Here is a 23989-nt window from a genome sequence, read left to right as displayed (position 1 = left end):
TGTCTGGAAAGATCGCAGCACAAAGGGGTAATTTTTTTTGATGAATTCGCAAAAATGTTAAAATTTCCATCAGTGCTTTCATCTGCAGAGTACTTCTATCAGGCGGCCAGAAAACAGGAGGCAGCTATTGAATTGTGCTTCAATCTCCAAACCAGCTACCAAAAACGATGCTTCAAATGCAATGATCGATATACACAGGTAATGTACATTATGCAAAATGAGAAAGGCTACAGGGGAAAGATTGGCTGAGCGCCTTCTTCTCTAAAGGAGTGCTAAGAGAACCAGTTGGGATCAATCAAATACAACTTCACGGGAAAAATAAAATATTCAGAATTTTTACTCCTGCATAGGATCTGAGAGCAATATAATGAGGTTGGAGCTGGCAAAGAAAGTTCTCCTGGCATTTCAGACTGAGGAAGGAGTACAATTGAGGTCATGGAACTTTTTAAAGAAACCGGAAATATGGAGAGTGCAATAGAAAAAATTCAGTAAAATCAAAAATGCTTAAATGAGAACTTTATGTGTGTTTTGCTGCTTATTCTGAATTGAAATCTTTGGTCAATTCCAGCTGGTTTAACCATGGTTGTAAAGAAACCCTACCTGGCAGGCCGAAGATGCAGCAAAAGAGAGTCTGGAAAAAATACGATCGTATTAGGCAAATTACCACCCCTTACCGAACAAGAATACACAAAGAAAGCTTACAGGCAATAAGGGACGCAACAGAGAAACTTAGAAAGATTAATCGCAAGGTTGCAAATTATCATAATCTTGAACTGGCTATTGTTCAGGTTAGTGGATCTTATACAAGGGTCCTTAATTCTTAAAAACAATTAGTGATCATAATTGTTTTAACTATCTGAATATCGCCACGTGTGAATCTATGATGGGGGCTGTTGAGCCAAACAAGCTGTGCCATTACGCTTACAGTGGTGCTTACTGATAATTTTTCTGAAATGTCCGATGGTGAAAAGCGTTTACTTAACATGAACCAGGCCATTAAAGAACTTAGAGATCTTGGAGTCAAATTCAGCAATAATCGAAGTTGAAATACTTGATAATCATGGATGCAACTTAGAACGCTTAAATTATATTAATAGCATTTTTAAGTAATTTATATGGGACTAGAGTATCTGGATAAAGTCTATAGAAAAAGCAATGTTTGCAGGTGATCTTGGTTACCTGGTCTTCCAACATAGTTTTCAAAATCTATAGAGCCTTAATATTGGCTCTCTCGCTTTTGGAAGAGCTTCTTCAGAAGCTTTTCAAAATCAGGGAAAGTCTTGTGAGGAGATGAAGGATTTTCTCCCTATACCCTGCTTAGAATGCTTGGGCTTTTTGCTGGTCGGATTAAGTACTCAGATTTAGATGTATTTGATTCAGCATGTGCAATGATCGAATCGGAGGCATTAAGGGGTTTTAATAGCAAACCGGATTTATTTACTGTTTCTTCCTTCCTGTTACTCCGCCACCGGCTAACGAATCTGCAATAGATGGTGTTTTAAGAAAAGATTGGAGAGGTCGTAAATATGATGAATCCTTCCAGCTGACAGGAGGAGCCTACACCACATAACGCAGTTCTTATTAAAAAATCCTCGACTTTTTAATCTACCCTGTTTTTTCTGGCGGAGCGTTATTTCTTTATGGGGCTTATCAAAATCTTTTATTCCATTAATGATTGCCCTTTCAATCTTCGATAAAACTAAAGATTATATATACAATGTTTCCCAAGATGTATGCTCGTTACTATCTGGTCATAATCCCATATGCTTTCGTGGTTGTTTTTGCAAATACCCTGTTTGATATAATGACTGTTATTATGCCAGTGCCTCCTGTAGATCCATCCAGTATGGCTATTTCAGGAGGACTGATGGTTATTTTGGCTCTTATCCTGGTTATTGTAATCAAAATCAAGCTTTTTAAAATGTCAATGCCCTTTTGAAAGAATTAATCAAGTAGCATGATGGACAAACCTAAAATAGATATCTATAAACCCTAATTATCAATCTGACTGGTCGTATGGGGTTTAATGATTTCATTTGTTTGTTCATCGGCAATATTCGCATTTTCCATTAATAACCTTTACACCAAGCAGTTAAATACTGTGTTGGTTCTTGATTCTAATGGCGAAGTGATACCCATGAAGTGGATGCAAAGGGATGAAAACATTAAGGTTGAGATCAAAGACCACCTGAAAAGTTTCATACTTATTTCTATCAATATGATGCTTTTAATGTTGAGAAGAGCCTTGAAAAAGCTTTGTGGTTTGGCGATAATTCAATAGAGCAGCTTTATATAAAACGCAAGAATGATGGCTGGTATACAAAGGTTTCAAGTTATGGAATAAAACAAACTATTGAAATACTCTCTGAGAATATAGAGATCTTAGGAAATAACGAGCCTTATTCTTTTCCGGGTTAAGGCGGGTCTGTCCATCACACAGGATGACCAAACAGTTAGATATTCGTTTGAAACAACCGGGTTAATAATATTTGTTAGCCGGAATTATCCTCTAAACCCTCACGGGCTATTGATCACAAGGTTTGCAGAGAATAACCGCATTGAAATTAATTAACTATGAATAAGGAGAAGTTAATATTTTTGGTGCTATTGGCATAGTTATTCTGATAATGGTTATTTATGGTGTGAGTGTCTATTCTAAAAAAGACCCTTCTTCTGGATCTGCAGCTGCGGATTTTACCGTTCCTGATCTGGTAGAGAAAGACCTGGCAAAGGAGGAATATAATAACCGGCTAAAAAAGGCCAACTCTTACCAGGAGCCGGAAGTAAAACAGGATCTATCAAAACTGCTGATTTTAAAACTTACCAGTCAGAACCCCGCAAAGATGTTGAAATGAAGTCCAATACCGAGGACCAGGTAAGAATGCCGGTACCTCAGAAACAAGAACCCATAAAAGTAAAAAGGAAAAATACTGGCAGAAACAAGAAGCGTAGCTCCTCAGAAGAAAGAAGAAGATACCGGAGGTTTTGGAATAATTGTTTCTGAAAGATCCTCAGGAAAAAATCCGCACATGGTTCGCAGGCTAAAAACGACGGGTTTACTGCTGCAATGCTGGAAGAAGACACCAAAATAAAAAACCAATCATCGGTTGTTTTTTTCCTTCTTGAGGATCTCTCGATAGACGGAAAGGTTTTTAAGAAAAACGCCATCCTTTATGGGAAAGCTTCAGAATCTGGAAATGTTTTCGATATAAATATTTACCAGATAATGAATACTGATGGCTTGGTTTCCTCGGTAAATAGTTTAATTGTTTTCGATGAAAAATATTCCGGGGGCTTCCTATGAAGGAAACCTTAATGAATCGGTTAGGAAGGTGCCAGTCAAACCACTAATGAAACTTCTTCTGCTATTTCATCTGGTATTGCTGCAGGTACCGAGTAGGAATTGCCGCTAATGCCGTGGAGAATACAATAAGGGCCATGACAAGAAAAAAGGAACCAATCGTAAGCCCATATAAAGGCTACAAAGTTTTTATTAAAAAAGAGTAACATGAGAAATATTCTCTTAACAGTATTGTTTGCCTTTTGGCAGGTCCCATGACTGCTCAAAATATGGGTGTAATTGAAGTAAATAAAGACTTTACCGCAACCCTAAATTTCACTGATAGTATTGTTTTTATTGTTGTTGGCAACAATCCATCAATTGGGGAGAATAAAAATAAGTATTATGATATTTTTCAAAATGGCAAGAATTGCGTAATCCGTGGCAATGATCCTCTTTCCCCTGAAACGTCAATAACCGTTAAGCTTGATAATGAAAAGATCTGGTATGGCCGGTTGAAATATGGCGATAGCACGAAGATTTTCTATGACTTCACGAGTGAAGAAATTAAAAAGACAGATGAGAAGAAAATGAGAGAGGTCGCCACCCTTGAAAGCAATAACTCAAAGATGAAAGAACGCCTTAACAGCGTACTCTCTGATAAGACAGAATATAGCTCGATCGGCAAGGTAGAGAATGGTTTGACCTTTCAGGTTGCCAACATAAAGAATGACGACAATTTTACATACTTCAAGATCATTATAATTAACAATACCGGCAGCGATTATAACATTGACGGAATATACTTCAAGGTTGTGGAGGGAAAGCGAAAAGGGATGAAAAACGAGGCCAAGATCGAGCAGAGAATTAAAATCGAATTTGAATCCTGTGAAGGTTGTTACTGCATACCAAAACAAGAGCTGGGTTATGTAACAGAGCGTTTTACCGGAGGCAAGGTCGGCTCTCTGGTTATCCAGCTCAGGGAACTTAAGGGGACCCGAACCCGATTATAGAGATATCAGGAGATAAAATGTTAAAAGTGAAAGTATTTGAACAAAAACTCTCCGCAAATGAAAATTAGACTAATACTTGCATTTTTAATTATTTCGGTTTCAGCAGGCGCACAGTTGATACATGTTGAAGGAAGTAAGGCATTGGGAATTAATTATGCTTATGTTAAAAACGGTTTTAACGTCTCTTCAAGAATTACCTTTTAAAAGTGGTAATCTTGCTTATCGTGGAAGCCTTGACTTTGAAAGAGTAAGCTTTGATTTAAGCAACGCCTCAATTGTATATGCAAACCCGGAGCTGATCTATACTTTCTATAATCCAGGGGATAAGTTATTTTTCAATGTAAAAGGGGGTTTTCTAACGGGAGTGGAATTCATAAGTAATTCAATCTTGGACGAAAAGAAAAGCCAGTTTTTTGTCGGAGAGAACATAGGGCTTTGCGCTGAATATTTCATCTCTGGCAAGATAATGCTTAACCTGGATCTTGACCAGCGTTTCTTTCAGCTTAGCAAGGTTGGTAATGCCAGTTTCATCATAAAAATTGGATTGAACTATAACTTCTAGGCTATGAAAAAATTACTACTCCTTTTTTATTCTACTTTAATAATTGTTTTACTGTCAACCAATTATTCTTTTGGTCAGTCGTGTACTTCAACCAGTCAAAGCGTGGAAGATATTCCTTCTCTATGTGTAAACTCTGCAAGTACTACCACTTTATATGGATCAAACAATTGGCTCTACGAGTGTGATCAGTATGGATGGTGTGACGAGTATTGGTGGGCCAACCCTATTACTGTAAAAAAGACCTGATGGATCTGTTGCTTTAGTAATAGATCCTGCGAATCTTTCAGCAGAAGGTTCTTGGAATTTTACTTATGTGTTTCAGCCGGGTTTTTAATGTAGTTGGTAATTGGAGCTTTTGTACCTTTCTCAGGATTATTGTTCTGGTAACAGCTACATGATCGGATTCGACCTGAAAGTCGTAGGAACATACAGTAATTCTATAGGCTCAAACGAGGTTATTTGTAATGTTGGAGGAACACCACAAAATATAGTCGATATTTCTTTATCTTCTAATTCTGCCTATACAATTAATTGGCAAAGCAAAACAGGCGCTGGTAGTTGGAATTCTATATCAGGAGCTAATTCAGCATCTTACCAACCAACTTATATTAATCAGACAACATCATATAGAAGATTTTTGACAACTACAGAATTGGGTTGTGTAAGTCCTCCAAGTAATGAAGTAATAAAATATGTTTACGCTGCTCTAACCACCGGAGCAATTGGAAGCAATCAGGATGTTTGTTATAATATTTCACCGGCAACAATAACAGAAACGACAGCACCAACGGGAGGAAGCTCTTATCCTAATTATAGTTATCAATGGTATAGTTCTACAGATAATACGAACTGAACTCAATTTCAGGAGCGACTGGGAAAACATACCAACCATCTTTCGCTCTTGGTTATACTTATTTTAAAGAAAAACTATTGATGCCAGTTGTGGCGAGTTATATACAAATTCGATTCAGATACACGGCTATAATGATTTGGCAGCGGGAACAATTGGATCAGACCAGACTTTGTGCTATAATGCTATCCCAAGCATTCTTACGGTTACTGCTATTGAAACAGGAGGCATTGGTTCAAACACTTTACCAGTGGTATAGTTCGCCGGATAACTCAACTGACTGCTGCCTCGGATCTTCTACGAGTCAGAATTACCAGCCACCGGCCCTTACTTCTAAAACATATTATCGCAAGGCAATTATAAACTCATGCAACACGGTTTATACTAATACGATTACAATTGATGTCCGGACGGATCTATCAACTGGCAGTATTGGTAGTAACCAGACTATTTGTTATAATGAAATACCGGCAATTATAGCAACTCTTTCCAATCCTTCAGGAGCATCAAATTCTTTTACTTATGCCTGGGAAAGTTCGCTGGACAATTCTACATTTAATGCCATACCCGGAGCAACCCTTGTTTCTTACCAGTCCACTGCCTTAACTCAAACTACCTATTTTCGCAAAAAAGTAATAGACGCTAATTGTAGTTATAAGTATACAAACACTGTAACAGTTACAATAAGACCCGCTTTCTATAGGAACGGTTGGCAGTAGTCAGACGATCTGTAATGGCGTCACGCCAACACTACTTGAAAAACGCTACAGCGCCATCAGGAGGACAAGGAACTTATACTTATGTATGGGAAAGCTCTCTTTAATAATATCGATTGGAGTATTATAACAGGTGCTACAGAAGCCACTTATCAGCCCGGAGCATTAACAGCAACCAAATATTACCGCAGGAAAGTAACTGATGCTAGTTGTGGTAATGGTTACAATAATACTATAACAATTACTGTTAAGCCTGTTTTCTCTGTTGGCTCCATTGATCAGCTCAAACTATTTGTATAAATACAACACCGGCTCTGCTAACAAGTACAAGCCCATCGGGGGGTCAGGGAACATATACTTACACCTGGGAGAATTCTTTGAATGGTACTGATTTTAATGTTATTTCCGGAGCTACAAGCGAAACATATCAGCCAGGTAGTTTAAATCTATCAACTTATTATCGAAGGCATGTAAAAGATGCTTCCTGCGGAGCGGGTTATACAAACACTATTCAAATTTCTGTCAGATCCGCTGTTACTATTGGGACTATTGGAGCTGATCAAACAATTTGCTATAGTTCTTCTCCAAGTCTTTTAACTACTACCCTGGCTGCTTCAGGAGGGAGTAATTCATTTACCTATACCTGGGAGAGTTCGATTGATAATTCTAACTGGAATAATATAAGCGGGGCCAGTGGCACATCCTACCAGCCACCAGTATTGACCACAAAAACTTATTATCGTAAAACTGTAACAGATCTTTGCGGAAGTGGTTACACAAACACAGTTACGATCAATATAAGACCGGATGTTTATGTAGGAACAATCGGGGCCGGTCAAACAATCTGTTATAATCAGGTCCCCGCATTGCTGACAACAGATGTTGCACCAACGGTTGGAACAGGAACTTTTACCTGGCTCTGGGAGTCTTCTCCGAATAATTCTGTTTGGTCGCCAATAAGTGGAGCTGCAAACGAATCATACCAACCGGTTAGCCTTACTTCGACAACTTATTACAGAAGAAAAGTTATTAATCCCTGCGGCTCCGGCTATACAAATACAGTTGTTGTAACCGTTAGGCCGGATCTGATTGCTGGTTCAATCAGCAACAGCCAGACAATATGTTATAACACTGCCCCGGCATTACTTGTAACAAGTTCTTTACCGACAGGAGGAACAGGATCGTTTACATATCAATGGCAGAACTCAGTTAATAATTCTACCTGGAACAATATCTCTGGCGCAACATCTGAAACATATTCTCCAGGAGTAATGACATCTTCGCTTTACTTCAGAAGATCTGAAACAAGTGGCAGCTGTGGAACAGTTCAATCTAATTCCGTGCAAATAATTGTAAATAGTCCCCTTGTTGGGGGATCGGTAAAATCAGATCAAACAATTTGTTACGGGACCTCTCCGGGAATATTTCTAACAAACACTTACCCCGCCGGAGGAACGGGTGCATATACATATCAATGGCAAAAACTTGTTGCTTCATCATGGACCGATATCCCTACTGCAAATTCAGAAACGTACACTTCGGGAGCCTTAACTTCGACTTCTTATTTCAGAAGAAAGGAAACAAGCGGAACCTGTGGAACTGTAAACAGTAATCAAATTACTATTACAGTTCATAATCAGTTTTTACCAGGAGTAATTGGTTCTTCACAAACCGTGAATTATGGAGCCGTGCCAGCAGAACTGGTTTCCGTTCAGACCGCTACGGGAGGAGTAGGATCTTTTGCATATCAATGGCAAAATTCCATTGATAATTCAACATGGTCAAACGTAACCGGCGCAACGTCTGAAAGCTTTCAGCCGCCAGCCCTGACAGTTAAAAAATATTTTAAGCGACTGACCACTGATGGATCTTGCGGGACGATTGAAACCAATGTATTAACAATCAATGTTAATTCATTACTTGTTCCCGGGAGCATAGTAGCAAATCAAACAATTTGTTACAATACCACACCAGCCCAATTAACTACCAGTGTTATTCCATCTGGTGGAAACGGTACTTACTTGTATCAATGGCAAAAAACTGAGGATGGTACAAACTGGACAAATAAAACAGCGGCTAACAGCGATACTTACCAACCAGGTGTACTAATAAAAACAACTTATTTCCGCAAAAGAGTAACGTCTGCATCAATTGATGATTACACAAATATCGTTACTGTTACAGTTCATGATAATTTCATCCCTGGAGTAATCGGGGCAGATCAGACGGTTTGTAATAACGATATCCCGGCATCCTTAAATTCAATTAGTCTTCCATCCGGAGGAAACGGTTCATATACAAACCAATGGAAATCTTCGCTTAATTCATCGAGCTGGACGGTAGTTACAGCGGCAACAGATAGCTATTATGAACCAACCACATTAACTGTTAAAACCTATTTCAAAAGGTTGTAACAGATCTTTGCGGTGTAAAAGAAACGAACATAATAACTATTAATGTTAACCCCATTTTTATTCCTGGGACTATTGGGACTGATCAAACTATTCTATTTAACACAATACCTCAGAAACTTGATGTTTCAACGATTGCTACCGGAGGAACCAGATCATTTACTTATCAATGGCAAAAATCCATTGATAACTTAGCCTGGACCAATATAACTGGTGAAACAGAAGCTTTTTATCAACCACCAGCCACTTCACAAACGACTTATTTCAAGAGGTTGACCACAAGCGGAATGTGTGGTACTTTAGCAACCAACACGATAACAATAACCGTTACCACAGAGGTTTTGGTTGGTACAATAGGCATGGATCAAGCTATTTGTTACGCAGCAGCTCCGGCACTTCTTACCACTATTACTGGTCCCTCTGCTGGTGTAGTTGTAAATAGTCAAAATTGGATGAAATCAGAAGATGCAGTAGAATGGAGCGATATAAGTACAGCTACTTCAGACACCTACCAAAGTGGTGTCTTAAATAATACTATGTACTTCCGCAAGAAGATGGTGACTGCAGGTAATGGGACAATTTACACTAATATTATTACCATTACAGTTAACCCCGCTTTCGATCCAGGAACAATTGGAAGCGATCAGTCAGTTTGTAAAACTTTTGCTGCAGCTCCGATTACAACTACAGTTTTGCCTACTGGCCAATCTATACAAAACCTATGGCAAATATCAGATAATAATGCAAGTTGGACCGACATAACAGGATCAACAAATGACTATTACGATGCCGGAGTTCTTACAGTTTCAAAATTCTTCCGGAAAAAGGTAACCAGTGCCTGTGGCACTGGTTACACGAACAGCGTTAAAATCACTGTTAATGATGAGCTTCAGGGAGGGACAATCGGAAACGATCAGTCAATAACTTATAATACATCGCCTTCTGCTTTAACAGGAACGCTTCCAACTGGAGGAACCGGTACTTTCACTTACCAGTGGTACTACTCTGTAAATAATATCGACTGGCAGATAGTAATTTCAGGGGGTGATGGGAAAGATTACCAACCCGGGGTACTTTCACAAAAAACATACTTTAAACGGAAGGTAACTGACGGATCTTGCGGGGAGAAATACAGCAACATATTAACTATTACTGTATTTGATAGTATTTTGCCGGGAGTCGTTAGTGAGGCTCAAAGTATCTGTTATAATACTGTCCCCGCCCTTCTTTCCGGGACAAGCCCGGGGGGAGGAACCGGTCAGTACTCTTATCAATGGCAGTATTCTCTGCAAGGTGTTACCTGGATTGATATCGCCTCAGAAGTAGGGATATCTTACAGACCTGATGCATTAAAAGTTAACACTTATTACAGGAGAGCTGTCACAAGTGGTAACAGTACAGTTTATTCAAACTTCGTAATGATTAAGGTGTTTGATCAGATAAGCCTTCCAACAACAGATCTTAAAACAAGCTATTGTAAAGGTTCTACGGTTAACATTAATGTTGTTAACCCTGCTTACCTGAGCTACAAATGGTTTGATTCCGGGCACGCTTATTTAATGGATGGTACAAAATACACTTTAAGCGACATTACCACTGGTAATACTGTTTACGTCAAGAGCCTTGATCTAAACGGTTGCTTAAGCGATTATCTTGAACAGAAAATTTCCATTGATATTGTTAAGGCTGATTTCACTCAGGACATAACTACTGTTACACTTGGTGATGCAATTAAGTTTACAAATACAAGCGTTAACGCCAGTAGTTATTCCTGGAACTTCTTTGAGGGCGATATTATAACTGAACACAGCCCGGTACACTATTACAACACTCTTGGTGTTAATTCCAAAAAATTCAGTGTTCAGTTAACTATCAAAAGTGAGGGAGGATGCAGTGATTCAGTTTTGAAAGATGAAATAATTACAGTCGTTAATCCTGTCACTGGCATCGAGAAAAATAAGGAAATTACGTTCTCCTGCTATCCTAATCCGGTAAGCGAAATACTTTCACTTACAAGCAACGAAAGAATAAAAACCGTTAAGATTTTCAATATTTCAGGTAAGATAATCGAGTCTCTTATTTTTGACAGCGAGGCTGTCGCAATTGATTTCAGTTCTCTGAAATCAGATATTTATATTCTGGAAATCAATGGGTTCAGAAATTCTAAGAAAAATATCAAAATCATAAAAAAATGAAACCGTTAAAATTTTGCATTGTGCTTTTTGTTTTGGGAGGTCAATTTTTTTTCTCATCGTGCGATAATCGGGAAGATTACTTTATTGATGTTAACAAAGCCCCTTCTCTAACGCTAGTTAAAAGCGGGGTTACTCTTGAGGGAAACGCTTACTCGGATTCACTCAAGATCGGTGTACCACTATCCTTACAATACTTAATCCAGGATGAAGAAAAGATAATATTGCAGGTCTCTCAAGAGCAACAAAAAAGCACTTTTGAAATTGGTACTGAATTTATTAGCTTCATAGGAGCGACAGAAGGACAAAATATATTTAGCCTTACTGCTAAAGATTCTTTTAATGAAGAAGCAAAGTTTTCTATAACATTTACAGTTTTCCGAAATATAGTCCCGGTGGCACAATTTACTGTTAAGAAAATAGGCGTTTCAAGTCCATATGAATATGAGGTGGATGCTTCGTCCTCTTATGATAGAGATGCAAGGTTTAGCGGGAAAATTACAGAGTATGAGTATACGCTTGCAAATTATAAGTTTAGCACATCTTTGAGCAAGATCAGATATGTTTTTGGTAGTGCAGGGCAGAAGCAGATCCGAGTTCGGGTTAAGGATAATAGCGGAGATTGGTCAAGTCTTGTATCAGAATATATTGTTTTAAATTAAGATATGGGTGTAAGGTTTAATTTTATTTCATTGGAAGGAGCAGCTTTGTGAGCTGCTCCTTTAGTCTCGTTGCTTTTCACCGATATTATTTATGTCATTTTATTTAAATTTTAGGGCATTTCACGGGAGGCGGTATTTTAATTTCAAATCTGAGTTTTCTCCCCGTGTCGCTATGTTACAGGCTCCGCTTCACTCCGGAAGCCTCGAAGCTGAAAAAGCTTCATCGTGTTCTAAACCCTTCACAGCGCTAATGCTATGATTTGAGCGGTACAATGGTACTGCTAAAATCATAATATAACTATGGTGTTCGCCCTGGGCTCACGTCTATAAACAAGTTTTTTACAAAGTTAGCCATAAGTCCTAAAACGATGGCCCTCCCTCAAATATTCCTCACACGCAAAAGACTACGGCATAAAGCCGCTGAGCTTTTTATTCCGTTTCCTTTTGCACTTATTTAGTCCTTCTGGCTTTCGTACGCTGGTAAAAACTTTGTTTAACTTAATTCTATCTCATTATGAAAAACACACAGTCCACCCAGCAAGCAATCGATTTTCTTCATGTAGCAGAAGTCACTCTCACCTATGTGACTAAAGTTAAACCTTCGGAGCGCCTTGTAGTTAGTTGTTCCAGGGATGCCCACAAGATCTTTTTCGACTTCTGGGACCATTCTACAATCGAGCATAAAGAAACAGTCAAAATGCTGTTACTTAACAGGGCTAATAAAGTTCTTGGAATTACTACTCTTTCTGAAGGAGGTATTTCCGGTTCTTTGATGGATGTTCGGATGATTTACCAGTATGCCCTTAAAGGTAACGCTTCAGGAATAATAATCGCTCATAATCACCCTTCAGGAAACAGCAATCCAAGTGAGAGCGATCAGAAAATTACCAATAAAATAAAGGAAGCAGGAAATCTGCTCGATATTCAGCTTCTTGATCACATTATTGTCACTCCTGAAAGGGATGTATACAGAAGTTTTGCTGATGAAGGTCATTTATAAAAATAATACCCTTCGGGGTATTTTTTTATGTTTACAGCCTCTGGAAGCAATTTTAACAGTTGCATAGATTTAAATGTAGCACAGTTGACTTCATTTGTCCGATATTAATTTAATTGTCCTTTTGAATATTTGAAATACTAAGCAAAATGTACAACTTTGGTTTGCTGGATTATAACGTGCAATAATTAATGATATTTAAAGATCCCCCGGGCGACACTTTCCTTTTATCAGACAGTAGATTATTTCTGAAATTGTATTGCAGACATTGACTTTCACGATAAGTGTCGCCCTCTTTTTACAGTTCTTTGAATTAAAGATATTGATGTACCACTTAGTTTCAATCATTCTCCGCTGGATGTGATCCATTATCATAAGAAATCTCATAGGAACTACTTGAACCTATTTTTAACTGCTCTCCGTTAAGGATATTTTAATCAAATACTCTGCCACTGCACGGTTTTTAGCCAAACACAGAAGACTAAGAATGTTTGTCTAAAAGGAGATTTCAATTTGCAGGAAGAATAGCTGCAAATTGAAAACCCCTTCCCCTTTGCCTGGAAAGAGTTAGCCTTTTAACAGCTCCGCTTCATTTCACTGCGCTGCTAAAAGTCTAACACTTTCCTTCGCTCTAGTCCCAAATTCCAGATTCCTTGCTGTGAGATCCTCGCTCGGATCAGATAGTGGTATTCGGCTAAGCCTCATGGTCATTTAACCAGAATTATACACCAAGTTAGCCTAACGAATAAAATGGAGGCCAATGCAATACGATCCGCCGCACCCAAAAGACTACGCCATAAAACCGCTACACTATTTATTGCGTTTCCTTTTTTCCTTATTTATTCTAATAGGCTGCACTTTGCGTAAAATTGCTGGTTTACAGCATTATATTATTATTTACTTAAAATTTTATTACTATGATCGTAACAATTTTCACAGGCAACATCGGCTCAGTGAAGCCAGTTGCACAGGTTGGTAATTCTAAAGTTCTTAACTTTACCGTGGCTGCTGATAAACATTTCACAGCCAAAAACGGTGAGAAAGTGACAGAGACAACATGGTTCGAGTGTGCACTCTGGAACCGTGAAAACGTCTTCCCATTTCTTAAAGTTGGAACCCAGGTAACCATTCAGGGTGACGTTTCAGCAAGGGCTTACATCGATAAAGAAGATCCTAAAAAAGCCTTAGCTATTCTTACATGTACAGTTGATACAGTAGAATTTCATAGCAAACCTAAATCAGAAAAATAAATTAAGGGGGATGACATCCCCCCTTTTTTTGTTAAACCTTCAGAAAGATAAAACCCCAGAAATGATTCTCTGAGGCTGCTTATAATTATTTAATCTCCGGGTGAGTTTCCCTTAGGAGTTTGATTGCATCGCTTAGGGCCCTTTTTAAAGGGTATTTAGAGTTATTATGAAACGCCATATACCTTGAGTATGTTTGCAGATATTCATAATCATCAGGAAGCATCAGGAAAGTCTTAGGAACATCATTAGTCGATACCTTTTGCTTTTTTGATTCATGGTCTGTATTTATTTCTGGAATCAGGTTGCTCAAACCTCCACTCAGGTGACTGTTTTTCGAGAGATTATCAAAGTTCTTCTTTGCCATGGTTTAATTTTTTGAGATTTCATTTACTAAACTCATGTAATCTTTTGCCCCGTTACTGTTAGGGTCATATTCAAATATATCTTTACCACTTGATTGAGCTTCAGCCAGTGCTACGTTAACTCTTATTGCGGTTTTCATGAGATTGTCGCCGAAATATCCCTTTATCTGGTTTTTGATCTCTTTTGTCAGAACCCTTTGCTCATTATATTTTGTGAAAAATACTCCTTTGATCATAAGTCCTGGGTTAAAGTGCTTCTTAACCAAATTTATAATTCCTACAATCGAATCAATTCCCCTATAAGCCAGGAACTCAGCTTCCATAGGGATATAGACTTCATCAGCGGCTACCAGGGCATTGAGTGTAATTAAACCAAGAGAGGGAGGACAATCAATAATACAGTAGTCATATGTTTTGTCAAGTCCTGCCATTAGTTCTTTTAGAATAATCTCCCTTGGCATTCTTCCGGCAATTTCCAACTCAATGCCAGAAAAATTCAATGAATTAGGGACAATGGACAAATTTTTCTTGATTTTAATTATTGGAAGAGGTTCTCCTTTACTGAAAGAAAGGTATAGATCTTTAACCGGATCAAAGATCCCAAAGCTCTCCGTAAGGTTGGATTGAGGATCTGTATCTATAATAAGTACATTCTTCCCCTTTTTCGCAAGCCCGGCAGAAATGTTTATTGATGAAGTGGTTTTTCCTACTCCACCTTTGTGATTAGCAATAACTATTTTCTTCATTTATTTTCTTTATAAAAGTGCAAATATTATAAATATTATATAAAAATAATATATTATAAATATTAAAACATAATAAAGTATTACAAATATTTAAAATTAATATATTATTTATTTAAAATACCAGAATAGTTGAGCATGCTAAGAGGAAAATGAGACTATTTATATTCTGAATAATGAATCATTCAGATCTTTAAATTCTGAATATCCAGTTGACATATCGATGCATTTAGAAAGACCAGAGCCAATAAGTTCAGCGGTTGCCTTCTTACCGGCTTCATCATTATCCAGGAAGAGTAGCACTTCATTATATTCCTTTATCAAAGCTTTACTTTTGTTCAGGAATGAAAGAGTATTGAGAATTAAGTAATCATGATCTCCGGCAAAAAATAATTTACAATCGAACCAGGACAGAAAATCTATAAATCCTTCAAACACTAATAGTATATCTGCATTGTTCTTAAGTAGTGTTACATCTTTGGGAGTACAGGAACCTTTAAAGTATTTGCATCTTAATTCATATCCCTTGGAATCGTTCTGGAATCCTATAGCATAGAAATTTCTATCTTTTAGCCTAAATGAGACTTCTTTACAATATTTTATTGCGAAATGAGACTTTATTTTTCTAGAATCCAAATAGTTAATCAGCTGAATATTTGATAATTCTTTTACATTTGTAATGATCACCTTGGAATCCTCAGTATTTAAATCAGGTTGATGATTAGAATATTGATTTCTAGAAAGAATCTTTAAAGCATTTGAATTATCAACCTTGAATAATAGGCAAATAAGTTTGAGAAGATCTCCACCTTCCCCTATGCCAAAGTCAAACCAAAGATTCTTGAATGAATTTACTTTAAAAGAGGGCTTTTTTTCGTCCCTGAGTGGTGATTTGTACCAATAGTTAACACCCTGATTATAATCAGGCTTAAATCCATTTAGTGCCAGAAAATCAATAATATCAACTCTTTTGGCTTCGTTACAGTTCATTATCAGGCTTTAATAATTACAATTCAGCTGCCCAAATTGATAATTGGTTCTTATTTGAGTCAGAAATCTTTTTTTTCTTCTTTATATAAGAATCTGCAAACGTTATCCTGTCACCATTGAAGACAACTAATGGATTCATGTAATATTTATACGGGTTTGTGGATCTGGCTATAATTCCCTGTTCCACAAGGCATGACAATCCGGCACGAATAATATTATTTGCTGAATATCCTGTAAAGTCTTTTGCTTCGCCAAAATCTATATATAAAATGTCCTTATTCGGTATTACACATTTCGTAAGAATATATCCAAAGACCTTCATTGCAGCTTTATTAAGGTCATAGAAAGCAGCAAACCGGCTTAGGTAGACCTTAACAAATTGGCTTTCGTCAACTTCAATGGTTCTAAGAAACGCACTATGAGCAACAATTTCGCCATCATTATTTATTACATGATTTAATACTGATTTATTCCCTCTGACAAATACCTTTTTTTGAACTGAATGTGTATTTATCTCCTTAAGAGCATTCTCCATGAATGGATTTTCGTCGTATTCCGGGAATTTATTTAAAGGGATATATTTCATACGAGTAACTTTTTTACAGCAAAATGATACTTTTCACGCTACTTCCGTATACCTGAAAAGTATCTGATTAGGTTAAAATAAATACCTTATAAGTATCTAGTGCATACTTTAAAAGTATCACATAGATACTTTTGCTATACTGATTTTGAGCAAGTTGCATCACTTCTTCTTATATTCTTTAATACCGCCCTTTAGGAGATCAATAATTTCGCTTCGAAAAAAGAAGAGACTTTCATTTATGTGATGGCCTTTAATTATACCGGCCTCCATCCAATTGTAGATTGTTTGTTTGGACTTTTTAAGAAGTTTGCAAACATCTTCAATAACCAGGATATCCTCCCCATTTTCTTTCTGTGGATTTTCCTTATCTAATTCTTCCCTTATAACTTGTTTGGTTATTTCACGATGCTTATCCCAAAAATCGTTAGGATTAACTATAATGATATTTTCCATCTGGTACTGATTTTAGTTTCAGTACAAAAAATGACAATATCTTATCTAATTAAGTCAAATTCAGGTCTGAAATGACTTTGTTTTTAGGTAGTTTTATCCAATGTATTAAACAAAGTTTCAGTATTTTTTGTAGCGACCTGAAGAATCGTAATCGTGTTTCGTAGTGACTCCTTTATCGCTTCAAGCTTCTTTAACTCATTGTCCTTCAACTCTTCTTTGTTTTTGATTTTGTTTATAACATTCAATGTCGTTTTTACATTTGGGAAATCTGAATCACTTATCCTAAGTAAGCTTGAAAGCAATAAGGATCTTTCTTCGTTCTGGAGAGGAATTTTTGTAGTTTCAATTATCTGATCGATTGCAATCAGTCGTTCGACTGGATTTGATTCATAGTTTGTGTTTTTATTCTTGTTGCCATTAAATGTAGGTTTCATTAATTCATAGTACTTTCTTAAATATGCCAATCTCTCCAAATGGTAGATTTTGTCAATGTCAATTATCATTTCTTTAACTTCATGATAATCAAAGTCATAATATTTTATTTTTTCCCTTACGAGTAATACTCTGTCCCCCAGACTAGTTATGTCGACCAAATCTGGAATTTTGATAAGATGGGTTACAAGAAAATAGAAAAAAAAGAGGAACAAAAACGGGGACACAACAAAGAAGACCAGTGGGAGAGAAGAATAGATAATTGTAATAGCTAAATAGATTATACAAAATAAGAAATAGGTGAGGGTAAAGCCTAACTTCTTATAAAAATATTTGTCTTCAATCTTCTGATATGTATTCTGTATCAGGGAGAACGTAGGATGGATGGTCTGCCCGGTTTGAACTGAAACATAATCTTTTTCGAGGGTTGAAATATACTCTTCAAGTAGCTCTTTAAAATGCGGTTTACTTCTATTGACTTTCATTATTAAAAATAAGTCAATTTTGATTTTTTCCAAAAAATATTTTAGCACCTGATTAGCACCTACTAAAAGCGGAAAGCCCCGATAAATCGGAGCTTTCAGTACCCGGAGCCGGGATCGAACCGGCACAGCATTGCTGCCACTGGTGTTTGAGACCAGCGCGTCTACCAATTCCGCCATCCGGGCAGAATATTAATGGACTGCGAAAATATAAAAAAACTTTTATCTTTCGTCATTATAACCGATTAGGACAAGAATTTCCTGGATCGCCAGTTCAATTCCTTCTGCATCAAACCCGCACTCTTTGTAAAGTTCTTCCTGGGTGCCATGTTCAACAAAATAATCCGGGATTCCCAGGCGCCTCACCTCTGAATTATATCCGAAATCAGCCATAAACTCTATTACAGCACTTCCGAAACCTCCCTTCAGGACTCCGTCTTCGACTGTAATTATATGCCGGAAGTTTTTAAATACTGTATGAAGAATATCTTTATCAAGCGGGGCCACAAATCTCATATCGTAATGAGCTATGGATATGTTTTGCTTTTGCATTTTTTCACAACCGAAGCTGCAATATTTCCGGTAGTCCCTATTGTTATTATCGCAAGGTCATCTCCTTCACTTATCTGCCTGCCTTTTCCTGTTTCTATCTCTTCAAATGGTCTCTTCCAGTCGGCAAACATTCCTTTGCCTCTCGGATAGCGAATGGAGTAGGGGGATCTGTTTTTATCAAGCTGTGCGGAATACAACATGTTTCTCAGTTCAACTTCATCCATAGGAGCAGCAACAACCATGTTAGGTATTGCCCTCATAAATGCGAGGTCGAAAAATCCATGATGAGTGGCTCCGTCGGCTCCAACCAGTCCTCCCCGGTCGACACAAAAAACAACATGCAGATTCTGCAGGGCAACATCGTGAATAATCTGGTCGTAAGCTCTCTGTAAGAAGGACGAATAAATATGGCAGTAAGGTATTATTCCCTGTGTTGCCAGACCTGCAGAAAATGTAACAGCATGTTGTTCAGCTATTCCCACGTCATATATCCTTTCCGGCATCTCCTTCATCATAATATTCATCGAGCTGCCTGAGGGCATTGCAGGGGTAATGCCTGCAATTTTATCGTTCAAGCTGGCCAATTCAAGAAGTGTTCTTCCAAATACTTCCTGGTATGTCAGAATGGATTCACCCTTCTGAATGTCGAGTATCTCACCGGTCTCCTTATCAAATTTGCCCGGTGCGTGAAAGGTGGTCTGATTCTCTTCAGCCTGTTTGAAGCCTTTTCCTTTAACTGTAACACAATGCAGGAGTTTTGGGCCAGGAATTCTCTTCAGGTCTTCCAACACTTTAGTAAGATGCATTACATCATGTCCGTCGATAGGTCCGAAATACCTGAAGTTGAGTCCTTCAAAAAGGTTGCTTCTGTCGAGAAATGTACTTTTTGCTCCAGCTTCAAGCTGGGCTGCGAGTGTTCTTGCATTCGGACTGTACTTCCCGAATATTCCAAGTCCTTTCCAGACTCTGTCCTTAAACTTATTGTATGTTTTACTGGTAGTAATGTCGAGAAGATATTCTTTTAGCGCACCAACATTGGCATCTATTGCCATGTTATTATCGTTTAGTATCACCAGGATATTAGATTTTGCAATACCTGCATTATTAAGTCCTTCAAATGCCTGACCTGCTGTCATGGCACCGTCGCCGATAACAGCAACAACCTGTCGGTTTTCTCCCTTTTTCTTTGCTGCAACAGCCATTCCCAGTGCTGCCGATATTGAGGTGGACGAGTGGCCTGTACCAAAAGCATCGTATTCACTCTCAGCCATTTTGGGGAAACCGGAAATACCTTTATATCTTCTGTTTGTTGCAAAATTCTCTCTGCGCCCTGTCAGTATCTTGTGGCCATATGCCTGGTGTCCGACATCCCAGATTATTTTATCGTACGGAGTATTAAATACGTAATGAAGTGCCACGGTCAGCTCAACCACACCAAGGCTGGCACCAAAATGACCCGGATTATTGCAGACAACATCAATAATAAACTGCCGCAGCTCTGAGCTGACCTGTATAAGATCAGTAGGTTCAAGCTTCCGCAGATCTTCGGGAGTAGTTATTTTATTGAGTAAGTTTTCTGCTTTATCCATTTGAAAAATTGTTAAATCAAATAGCCTGCAAATATAACAATTATTATTCCCGCTTGTTTAATGAAGCATCTTCGGGATTTTCTTATTTTTGTTTCGAAAATGTCGGTTCTCTGTGCAATTTTTAGAGCATGACAGATGTTATACAATAAAGCAGATTGAAGCTATGAAAAAATCATTCATTTATATTTTCGGTATTTCATTCATCGTGTTGTCTTTATCATCGTGTGTTTCTGGGAAGAAATTCAGCAGTTTGCAGGATACCAGCAAGCAGTTCATGAATGAGAGAGATGCATTTAAGTCGGATAATATTGGTCTTGAGATGCAGAACAAAGAACTTGAAGCAAAGCTCGCAACACTTGAAAAGGAAATGGGTGTTGTTAAGCAGGAAATTGCCGCCGTTCAGAGCTCCCGCGACAAGGCAGTTGAAGACTATAACAAGATATCCTCAAAGTATAATGAGCTTCAGAATGCCCAGGAAGATCTTATCCGTGGCAACGTAAAAGAGACTCAGAAACTGCTTACAGAACTCCAGGCTGCCCAGGAAAACCTTCAGAAAAAGGAGGATCTTCTGCGTCAGCTTGAGCAGAACCTTGATGCAAAAAAATCATCACTCGATGAGCTTACATTTGAGCTTGAAAAAAGAAATGCACGACTGGCTGAACTGGAGAAAATTCTTGATGCTCAGAAACAGATTGTTCAGGATCTGAAATCAAAAGTCTCTGAAGCCCTGTTAGGTTTTGAGAATAACGGCCTTACTGTTACAATGAAAAACGGAAAGGTTTATGTTTCGCTTGATGAAAAACTTTTGTTTAAATCTGCCAGCTGGGATATTGATGCTAACGGAAGAAATGCTCTGAAGAAACTGGCGGGTGTGCTTGAGAAAAACCCTGATATTCAGATTATGATCGAGGGCCACACAGACAATGTTCCATACAACCCCGGAAGCGGTCAGCTTAAAGATAATTGGGACCTGAGTGTAAAGAGAGCCACAACTGTTGTCAGAACGCTTCTCGAGGGCACAAGCATCGATGCCAAGAGGTTAACAGCATCGGGAAGAAGCGAGTATCTTCCTGTTGACCCTCGCAGCACAACTGATGCCCGTACTAAAAACAGAAGAACCGATATTATTCTTACTCCCGACTTGACGGAACTATATAGACTTATCGACAAGTATTAGATGCCCCCCAACCCACTTTTTTTTAACCACAAAGTACACAAAGTTTCCTCAGAGTACACAAAGAAAATCATAGTATTTCAGCTCTTTGTGACCTTCGTGTAATTCCTTTGTGACCTTTGTGGTTAATGGATTTAGCGGCAGGGGGCAAGAAATTATTTTGTGAATTCCTGCAGCTTTACATTCATGTTTTTAAGCGACTGAAGAAGATTGTCTTCAGGACGCAGGAAATCCTGGTTACCCCAGAAGAGGGGGTCATAACTATTTATTGTTTTGGAAAATATTGAATGAACAGGGGCGAGTTCATCCCTTTCAAATCTTATGACATTGTTCAGACTGGTTTCAGTCACAGCAAGCTCAAAGAAGACTTTGAATTGTGTACTGAAAAGTTTTTTCTTCTGTTTTGATGCGAAGATCAGATCGCCACGCACGTGACTTAAAAAATATCTTTCATTAACCTTCCGATAACTTACGGCATACTTAACTGATACCGGCCATGTATTGAATCCTCGCGATGATGCGGATATAAATGTATCTTTCATCTTATGGATCAATAGAGGATTTATTTCAAATTCGGCATAAAGTATTGCATAATCTACGGTATTGATATAGATAGTCCCCTTGAAAAGCGGAAGATCAACACTTTCACGTTGTTGAAATTCAATAACATATGCAGCCTCTTCGTCATAGGTTACAATGTCTGTCATTCTGTAGGTGTAGTCAGCCATGCTGGCTAAAGTGATAAAGTCGAACATGTTTCTTGCTCCGTCGAGATCGAGACATGTACTTAGTCCGGCCTTAAGTCTTATAGCCAGGGTATCACTCCGGTTGATATTTTCTATTTTTCTGCTCCTGAAGACTTTTATCTGGTCACCCAGAAGTGATCCTGAATACGCACTTTTATAGATCTGCAGGACTGCCTCAGAATAGGTTTGCACTTCACTCTTCTTTAATACACCCTCCCTGTAGAATGCTGTCATTAAGGCAGGTGTAGTACCATAGTTTTCCGCGATTGCATGTCGTGTTTTGGATAAAATATCCTGGGGAATCTGATTTCTTATTATGATTTCCGGGATAGAGATGAATTCCCTCTTCATAGATATGGAGATATCGCTCCCGAGTGCATTTTTAACAGGAATCTCCCGTTTTATATAACCCAGATAAGAGACAGAAAGTGTATCGGAATAGTAATCTGCTGTGATGTTTAATCCAAACTCCCCGTTAAAATTGGTTACAGTTCCTTTCCCTTTATTCTTGAGTCCGATTGTTGCAAATGGCAATGGTTCTGATGTTTCATCATCAATAATGACTCCTGTTATTTTATTAACAGTTGATTGAGGTTTCTTTGTGTCAACACTGTCCGTTTTTTTCTCCTGTCTCGATATTATGATATACTTATCTATTACCGAGTAAACAAGAGTATCATTCTTAAGAATACTGTCAAGGACTAACCCCAGTTTTTTATTGATGAAAGTAAGAACTGTCTTTTTCTCAGGGTCGATAAGGCGGCTATCATACGTAAAATTGAAGCCGGTTTGCCGGGTAATGATATTCAGTGCGTTTCCGGTTTTTACTGTTCCTGCTCTGAATGTAAACGTTGAATCAAGAATGCCTCTCTGGCAAATTGCATCTTCAGGAATAATAATCAGCAGGAAGAATGCAATTACCTGAATTCTTACAATTATATAGCCACAGAATGATGGCATTTCCCGGTAATGAGCTATTTTTTAGAAAGATGGTAAACATTGCCATCTCTTGTATAACTCAGGTTAAAGCTAGCACAAATCAGCCGGATTATTGTATCCTGTGATTCATTATCAATAGGTGAGTGCCATGGATTTTCCAGTATCGAGGGATCATCTGCAATTATATCCATGTTATAGACTCTTTTCAGATCGCTGAAAACAACATCTAGTTTTTGTCCGGTATAGACAAGCAGTCCTGTGTTCCACGAGAGGTAGTTGGGATCTTCATTAAGAGTTTTTCCTGATGTTTTAGAATCCATTTTCCCGACAAAACCCGGTTCGAGAGCTAATGACTGGGATCCTGATTTATCTGACAGGATTACTTTTCCTGTTTTCACATAAACCTCAACTTCTGATTCTCTGTTGTTCGTAATAACATTGAAAGAGGTACCCACAACCCTGACATCAGCCTTTCCGGCATCTATTATAAAAGGTTTGGAGGCATCAGGAGCTATTTCAAAGAATGCTTCTCCAGTAAGTTTTACATTTCTGTTCTTTTTACCAAAATTTTCACGATAGGTCAGTTGCGAATTCCTGTTGAGAGATATTTTGCTTCCGTCGGGAAGACTGATAACCATGTTCTTCTCATCGATACTTGTAGCCGCAGATATTTTTTTGCTGAAATAGCCTGAGTTATTCATATAAATTGTGACTGCACCGATTCCCAGTATCAAAAGAGCCATGGCAGCAACTCTGATAAATGAGTATCGCACAATCCGAAATCTGTTCTCGTTTATTCGTGAGGACACCTTATTCCAGGCGGTGTCAACATTTATTTTCTTTTCACTGCTCATAGCTCCAAGATCCCTCCATTTGTCCCCGGTATTGTGAATATCCTCAGCCATAAAGCGGTTGAGGAGTTCTTTGTTTTCACCCTTTTCGCCTGAGAGAATGGAGGCAAGCTCCTCCCACTCCTTCTCAGTAAATCTCTCTGTGTTACTCATCTCT

General features: G+C 38.1%; 24 protein-coding genes, 1 tRNA gene and 1 pseudogene. 15 read left to right on the top strand and 11 right to left on the bottom strand.

What is annotated here, in order from left to right; translation table 11 throughout:
- Positions 1-1743: 1743 nt before the first annotated feature.
- On the bottom strand, positions 1744-1905 hold the full coding sequence (locus IPJ16_18400) for a hypothetical protein (protein ID MBK7629137.1): 162 nt from the start codon (positions 1903-1905) through the stop codon (positions 1744-1746).
- A 722-nt stretch (positions 1906-2627) separates the two neighbouring features.
- Here IPJ16_18400 and IPJ16_18395 point away from each other — a divergent pair.
- The 14 genes from IPJ16_18395 to IPJ16_18330 all read left to right on the top strand — a co-directional run bounded on the left by IPJ16_18395 (position 2628) and on the right by IPJ16_18330 (position 13933).
- Complete coding sequence (locus IPJ16_18395; protein ID MBK7629136.1) at positions 2628-2855, top strand: hypothetical protein; 228 nt, start codon at positions 2628-2630, stop codon at positions 2853-2855.
- A 212-nt stretch (positions 2856-3067) separates the two neighbouring features.
- Complete coding sequence (gene traM, locus IPJ16_18390; protein MBK7629135.1) at positions 3068-3304, top strand: conjugative transposon protein TraM; 237 nt, start codon at positions 3068-3070, stop codon at positions 3302-3304.
- A gap of 266 nt (positions 3305-3570) precedes the next feature.
- Positions 3571-4293, top strand: a complete 723-nt coding sequence (locus IPJ16_18385) for a DUF4138 domain-containing protein (GenBank protein ID MBK7629134.1) — start codon at positions 3571-3573, stop codon at positions 4291-4293.
- Between the two features lie 57 nt (positions 4294-4350).
- On the top strand, positions 4351-4497 hold the full coding sequence (locus IPJ16_18380) for a hypothetical protein (protein MBK7629133.1): 147 nt from the start codon (positions 4351-4353) through the stop codon (positions 4495-4497).
- Complete coding sequence (locus tag IPJ16_18375; GenBank protein MBK7629132.1) at positions 4454-4855, top strand: hypothetical protein; 402 nt, start codon at positions 4454-4456, stop codon at positions 4853-4855. Before IPJ16_18380 ends, IPJ16_18375 begins: the two co-directional genes overlap by 44 nt.
- Before the next feature lie 3 nt (positions 4856-4858).
- The gene (locus IPJ16_18370; protein MBK7629131.1) at positions 4859-5101 is read left to right on the top strand and encodes a hypothetical protein; all 243 of its coding nucleotides are present in this window, start codon (positions 4859-4861) and stop codon (positions 5099-5101) included.
- Between the two features lie 100 nt (positions 5102-5201).
- Complete coding sequence (locus IPJ16_18365) at positions 5202-5708, top strand: hypothetical protein (GenBank protein ID MBK7629130.1); 507 nt, start codon at positions 5202-5204, stop codon at positions 5706-5708.
- Positions 5709-5935: 227 nt separating this feature from the next.
- Positions 5936-6424, top strand: coding sequence for a hypothetical protein (locus IPJ16_18360; GenBank protein MBK7629129.1), 489 nt, complete (start codon positions 5936-5938; stop codon positions 6422-6424).
- An 81-nt stretch (positions 6425-6505) separates the two neighbouring features.
- Entirely contained in the window at positions 6506-6721 is a 216-nt protein-coding gene (locus IPJ16_18355; protein ID MBK7629128.1) for a hypothetical protein, read from the top strand.
- Positions 6722-6798: 77 nt separating this feature from the next.
- Complete coding sequence (locus IPJ16_18350; protein ID MBK7629127.1) at positions 6799-8835, top strand: hypothetical protein; 2037 nt, start codon at positions 6799-6801, stop codon at positions 8833-8835.
- Positions 8836-9119: 284 nt separating this feature from the next.
- Entirely contained in the window at positions 9120-11027 is a 1908-nt protein-coding gene (locus tag IPJ16_18345; GenBank protein MBK7629126.1) for a T9SS type A sorting domain-containing protein, read from the top strand.
- The gene (locus IPJ16_18340) at positions 11024-11686 is read left to right on the top strand and encodes a PKD domain-containing protein (protein MBK7629125.1); all 663 of its coding nucleotides are present in this window, start codon (positions 11024-11026) and stop codon (positions 11684-11686) included. Before IPJ16_18345 ends, IPJ16_18340 begins: the two co-directional genes overlap by 4 nt.
- Before the next feature lie 514 nt (positions 11687-12200).
- A complete protein-coding gene (locus IPJ16_18335; protein ID MBK7629124.1) occupies positions 12201-12686 on the top strand; it encodes a JAB domain-containing protein in 486 nt (161 codons plus the stop codon).
- A gap of 914 nt (positions 12687-13600) precedes the next feature.
- Complete coding sequence (locus IPJ16_18330; protein ID MBK7629123.1) at positions 13601-13933, top strand: single-stranded DNA-binding protein; 333 nt, start codon at positions 13601-13603, stop codon at positions 13931-13933.
- 85 nt (positions 13934-14018) lie between these two features.
- On the opposite strand, the gene IPJ16_18325 is transcribed toward IPJ16_18330, so the two are convergent.
- The 8 genes and pseudogenes from IPJ16_18325 to IPJ16_18290 all read right to left on the bottom strand — a co-directional run bounded on the left by IPJ16_18325 (position 14019) and on the right by IPJ16_18290 (position 20122).
- Positions 14019-14297 (bottom strand): hypothetical protein, encoded by a 279-nt coding sequence (locus IPJ16_18325; GenBank protein MBK7629122.1) that lies wholly within the window; start codon positions 14295-14297, stop codon positions 14019-14021.
- A 3-nt stretch (positions 14298-14300) separates the two neighbouring features.
- Complete coding sequence (locus tag IPJ16_18320) at positions 14301-15041, bottom strand: ParA family protein (protein ID MBK7629121.1); 741 nt, start codon at positions 15039-15041, stop codon at positions 14301-14303.
- Positions 15042-15200: 159 nt separating this feature from the next.
- Positions 15201-16028, bottom strand: coding sequence for a toprim domain-containing protein (locus tag IPJ16_18315; GenBank protein ID MBK7629120.1), 828 nt, complete (start codon positions 16026-16028; stop codon positions 15201-15203).
- 16 nt (positions 16029-16044) lie between these two features.
- Positions 16045-16614, bottom strand: coding sequence for a RepA protein (locus tag IPJ16_18310; GenBank protein MBK7629119.1), 570 nt, complete (start codon positions 16612-16614; stop codon positions 16045-16047).
- A 159-nt stretch (positions 16615-16773) separates the two neighbouring features.
- Positions 16774-17067, bottom strand: a complete 294-nt coding sequence (locus IPJ16_18305) for a helix-turn-helix domain-containing protein (protein MBK7629118.1) — start codon at positions 17065-17067, stop codon at positions 16774-16776.
- 83 nt (positions 17068-17150) lie between these two features.
- Positions 17151-18017 carry a hypothetical protein gene (locus IPJ16_18300; protein ID MBK7629117.1) on the bottom strand — a complete coding sequence of 289 codons (867 nt, stop codon included), beginning with the start codon at positions 18015-18017 and terminating at the stop codon, positions 17151-17153.
- Between the two features lie 66 nt (positions 18018-18083).
- A tRNA-Leu gene (locus tag IPJ16_18295) sits at positions 18084-18167 on the bottom strand.
- 36 nt (positions 18168-18203) lie between these two features.
- Positions 18204-20122 (bottom strand): annotated as a pseudogene (locus IPJ16_18290) (1-deoxy-D-xylulose-5-phosphate synthase).
- Positions 20123-20285: 163 nt separating this feature from the next.
- On the opposite strand from IPJ16_18290, the gene IPJ16_18285 reads away from it, so the two are divergent.
- Entirely contained in the window at positions 20286-21299 is a 1014-nt protein-coding gene (locus tag IPJ16_18285) for an OmpA family protein (protein MBK7629116.1), read from the top strand.
- A 152-nt stretch (positions 21300-21451) separates the two neighbouring features.
- On the opposite strand, the gene IPJ16_18280 is transcribed toward IPJ16_18285, so the two are convergent.
- Together IPJ16_18280 and IPJ16_18275 are read right to left on the bottom strand one after the other, a co-directional pair.
- On the bottom strand, positions 21452-23002 hold the full coding sequence (locus IPJ16_18280; protein ID MBK7629115.1) for a carboxypeptidase-like regulatory domain-containing protein: 1551 nt from the start codon (positions 23000-23002) through the stop codon (positions 21452-21454).
- 14 nt (positions 23003-23016) lie between these two features.
- Positions 23017-23985: a FecR family protein gene (locus IPJ16_18275; GenBank protein ID MBK7629114.1), complete on the bottom strand. Its 969-nt coding sequence runs from the start codon at positions 23983-23985 to the stop codon at positions 23017-23019.
- Positions 23986-23989 lie beyond the last annotated feature (4 nt).

This window comes from Bacteroidales bacterium, assembly GCA_016709865.1.
Lineage (GTDB): Bacteria > Bacteroidota > Bacteroidia > Bacteroidales > VadinHA17 > LD21.
This window is presented reverse-complemented; position numbering and strand designations above follow the sequence as displayed.

Excerpts from the sequence above, each read along its gene's own strand:
- IPJ16_18395 (MBK7629136.1), top strand. The coding sequence starts at position 2,628 with ATGGTTATTTATGGTGTGAGTGTCTATTCTAAAAAAGACCCTTCTTCT.
- traM (MBK7629135.1), top strand. The coding sequence starts at position 3,068 with ATGCTGGAAGAAGACACCAAAATAAAAAACCAATCATCGGTTGTTTTT.
- IPJ16_18385 (MBK7629134.1), top strand. The coding sequence starts at position 3,571 with ATGGGTGTAATTGAAGTAAATAAAGACTTTACCGCAACCCTAAATTTC.
- IPJ16_18380 (MBK7629133.1), top strand. The coding sequence starts at position 4,351 with ATGAAAATTAGACTAATACTTGCATTTTTAATTATTTCGGTTTCAGCA.
- IPJ16_18375 (MBK7629132.1), top strand. The coding sequence starts at position 4,454 with ATGTTAAAAACGGTTTTAACGTCTCTTCAAGAATTACCTTTTAAAAGT.
- IPJ16_18370 (MBK7629131.1), top strand. The coding sequence starts at position 4,859 with ATGAAAAAATTACTACTCCTTTTTTATTCTACTTTAATAATTGTTTTA.
- IPJ16_18355 (MBK7629128.1), top strand. The coding sequence starts at position 6,506 with ATGTATGGGAAAGCTCTCTTTAATAATATCGATTGGAGTATTATAACA.
- IPJ16_18345 (MBK7629126.1), top strand. The coding sequence starts at position 9,120 with ATGTGTGGTACTTTAGCAACCAACACGATAACAATAACCGTTACCACA.
- IPJ16_18340 (MBK7629125.1), top strand. The coding sequence starts at position 11,024 with ATGAAACCGTTAAAATTTTGCATTGTGCTTTTTGTTTTGGGAGGTCAA.
- IPJ16_18335 (MBK7629124.1), top strand. The coding sequence starts at position 12,201 with ATGAAAAACACACAGTCCACCCAGCAAGCAATCGATTTTCTTCATGTA.
- IPJ16_18330 (MBK7629123.1), top strand. The coding sequence starts at position 13,601 with ATGATCGTAACAATTTTCACAGGCAACATCGGCTCAGTGAAGCCAGTT.
- IPJ16_18325 (MBK7629122.1), bottom strand. The coding sequence starts at position 14,297 with ATGGCAAAGAAGAACTTTGATAATCTCTCGAAAAACAGTCACCTGAGT.
- IPJ16_18320 (MBK7629121.1), bottom strand. The coding sequence starts at position 15,041 with ATGAAGAAAATAGTTATTGCTAATCACAAAGGTGGAGTAGGAAAAACC.
- IPJ16_18315 (MBK7629120.1), bottom strand. The coding sequence starts at position 16,028 with ATGAACTGTAACGAAGCCAAAAGAGTTGATATTATTGATTTTCTGGCA.
- IPJ16_18310 (MBK7629119.1), bottom strand. The coding sequence starts at position 16,614 with ATGAAATATATCCCTTTAAATAAATTCCCGGAATACGACGAAAATCCA.
- IPJ16_18305 (MBK7629118.1), bottom strand. The coding sequence starts at position 17,067 with ATGGAAAATATCATTATAGTTAATCCTAACGATTTTTGGGATAAGCAT.
- IPJ16_18285 (MBK7629116.1), top strand. The coding sequence starts at position 20,286 with ATGAAAAAATCATTCATTTATATTTTCGGTATTTCATTCATCGTGTTG.
- IPJ16_18280 (MBK7629115.1), bottom strand. The coding sequence starts at position 23,002 with ATGCCATCATTCTGTGGCTATATAATTGTAAGAATTCAGGTAATTGCA.
- IPJ16_18275 (MBK7629114.1), bottom strand. The coding sequence starts at position 23,985 with ATGAGTAACACAGAGAGATTTACTGAGAAGGAGTGGGAGGAGCTTGCC.